Origin of the sequence: Roseomonas rosulenta, from assembly GCF_016106005.1 — a bacterium.
Classification (GTDB): Bacteria; Pseudomonadota; Alphaproteobacteria; order Acetobacterales; family Acetobacteraceae; genus Neoroseomonas; species Neoroseomonas rosulenta.
In genome coordinates this window covers 1-2693 of record NZ_JACADR010000419.1, presented here as the reverse complement: position 1 = coordinate 2693, position 2693 = coordinate 1, and the positions used below count along the sequence as shown (strand labels likewise).

Genomic DNA, 2693 nt, shown 5'->3' with positions numbered 1-2693 from the left:
GGCGCCGCCGGAGCGGGGCCCGCCACGCCGTCGCCGGACGGCGGCCGGCGCTCTTTCGCCACCGCCGCCCAGGCCGCTGGTGTTGCCCGCGGCGCTGCGCCGGCCAGGCAGCGGCGTGACCCCGCTGCAGTTGCGCCTCGCCGCGCGGCCGGATGCGCCACCACAAGCTTTCCTCGACCGTCTCGCCAATCTTGTCGAGCGCACCCAGCAGCTGGCGGCGCCGCCCGTGCGCACCGAGTTAAGGCTCGAGCAGTTGCACGGCTTCGGTGCCGCCGGCGCTTGGGCGCGACGGACCGCGGACCGCCTGCTCGCGTATCGCGCCGGTCAACTCGATGCGTCCGACCTGCCACGCGGCGCGCTGCTCGTCGGGCCGCCGGGCGTCGGCAAGACCTTGCTCGTGCAGGCGCTCGCCAACAGCGCCGCGGTGCCGCTCGTCAGCGGTTCCTTGGCGCGCTGGCAGGCCGCTGATGACGGCCATCTCGGCACCACGCTGCGCGCCATGCGCCGCACCTTCGACGCCGCCCGTGCGGCGGCGCCCAGCGTGCTGCTGATCGACGAACTCGACTCTTTCGGATCGCGCGACGATTTCGCGGCGCCGCATCGCGACTATGCGACGCAAGTCGTCAACGCCCTGCTCGAACTGCTGGACGGCGCGGAGCCGCGCCTGGGCGTCGTCGTGGTCGGTACCTGCAATGACGCGCGCCGGATCGATCCGGCAATCCTGCGCGCCGGGCGCATCGACGACATCCTCGAGCTCGGGCCGCCCGACGCAGCGGCCCTGGTGGCAATCGCGCGGCTGTATCTCGCCGAGGCGATGGCGGAGGACGACGCGTCGCGGGCGAGGCTCGCGGCGATCGGCCGCGCCGCCGCCGCGCGCGGCGGCACCGGGGCCGCCATGGAGCAGTGGTGTCGCGAGGCGCGCGAGCGCGCCAGGCAGGACGGCCGCCGGGTCACGCTGGACGATCTCGCCACGGTGATCGGCCCCCCGCCGCCGCCGCCGACACGGGCCGAGTTGCACCGCGCAGCCCTGCACGAAGCGGCGCATTGCGCCGCCGTCGTCGCGCTCGATCCGGCACTAGTCGTCGCGGTGCGTCTCTCTGCTACGCCTGCTCCCTCAGGTCACACCGAGCTCGCCGCGCACGGCCGGGGCCTGAGCGGGCCCTTCCCGACGCGCCGCGACGTGCTGCGATCGCTGCGCGTGCTGCTCGCCGGCCGCGCCGCGGAACGTGTCTGTCTCGGCGAAGTCTCCGCCGGCGCCGGCGGCAGCGACGCGTCCGACCTGGCGCGCGCGACCAGACTAGCGCTGACCGCCGTGACATCTTTGGGCCTCGGCGAGGAGCCCGCCGCGCTCATCTGGCGTGCTGCCGATCACGGCGACGCAGACCGCCTGCTGATGGATCCGCTGATCCAACAACGGGTCGCCGCGCTGCTTGGCGACGCGCTAGCCGCCGCGGAGGGCTTCGTGCGAGCGAATGAGGCAAGCATCCGCCGTCTGGCGGACGAACTGCTCGCGCGCGGCAACATCGGTGGCGCAGACGTGGTCGCCATCCTCGGATCCCTCGTGGAACCGCCGGTGCCGGAGGACGATCGCGCTACTACACCCGAACGCGCCACCACGGTCCGGTAACCAGGTCCAGGGCGGCCGCAGTCATTCCAGCAAGCAACAAGGAAGCCATCGCGATGATCAGCAGAAAAAGCGGCTCAACGGAGCAGTCCTCCACCATACCGGCCGCAGATAACCGTCAGCTGGAGCTCCGGCGTCGGGAACGCTACCTCGACCTCGCCTCGAAGATCGCACTCGCACGGCAGATCGTTCTGCCACGCGGCGCGGCAGGTGACGCATCGGGGGGCACGGAGGCCATGGCTCATGTCGCCGACGCATTGAGCAACGCTGCTCACATTTGGCATGATCTGAAGGACGATGAACGTCACCGTGCTGCGCACGGCCTTTGCGAGTTGCTGGCCCGACTGGGACTCGCCATCGACAAGTACAGGCAGCAAAGCCCCGGTATGAAGCACCCCAGCTTTGCCGGAGGCTGATTAGTTTGAGTTATGCCGCCAGGAAGAGGTTCTCCTGAGCGGCTTAGTAAAGTGACTTGGTCTCGACGTGGAGTTGCCCCCATCAAACCGGACAAGCGGCGTGGGTTGCTGACTGCGCAGCGATGAACTCACGTGGCGAGCGCATGCGCAAGCCGCTGTGAGGATGGATGGTGTGTAGTCCTCGAACCATTCGGCCAGCCGCCTATTGAGCCGCAGCCGCCTTCAGCGCAAGCACGTGGACACCTCCAGAAACCCCCTCGTCACGATGATCGCTGGCTGATTCACTGACGCGGAGCGGCGTGAGGGACGGCGATGGTTCGGCAGCCTGGGTTCTTCGACGTGGAGGAGCGGCTGCGGGAGTTATCGGCCAAGGGCGATGACCTCGAGCGGATCGCCGTGCTGGTGGATTTCGCGATGTTCCGCGCCGAACTGGAGCGGGCCGTGCCGCGGGCGGACGGCACGAAAGGCGGCCGGCCGGCCTTCGATCACGTGCTGATGTTCAAGATCCTGCTGCTGCAGGCGATGCACGGGCTGTCCGACGAGCGCTGCGAGTATCTCATCAAGGACCGCCTGTCGTTCATGCGCTTCCTCGGCCTCGGGCTGGCCGACCCGGTGCCGGATGCCAACACGATCTGGACCTTCCGCGAGGCGTT

3 protein-coding genes are annotated in these 2693 nt (G+C 69.8%); all 3 read left to right on the top strand.

What is annotated here, in order from left to right; translation table 11 throughout:
- Nucleotides 1-115: 115 nt before the first annotated feature.
- Entirely contained in the window at nt 116-1627 is a 1512-nt protein-coding gene (locus tag HW578_RS25240) for an AAA family ATPase (protein ID WP_198373454.1), read from the top strand.
- A 53-nt stretch (nt 1628-1680) separates the two neighbouring features.
- Nucleotides 1681-2040, top strand: coding sequence for a hypothetical protein (locus HW578_RS25235; protein ID WP_198373452.1), 360 nt, complete (start codon nt 1681-1683; stop codon nt 2038-2040).
- A gap of 312 nt (nt 2041-2352) precedes the next feature.
- On the top strand, nt 2353-2693 hold a 341-nt coding region (locus tag HW578_RS25230), incomplete at its 3' end, for a transposase (RefSeq protein WP_198373451.1).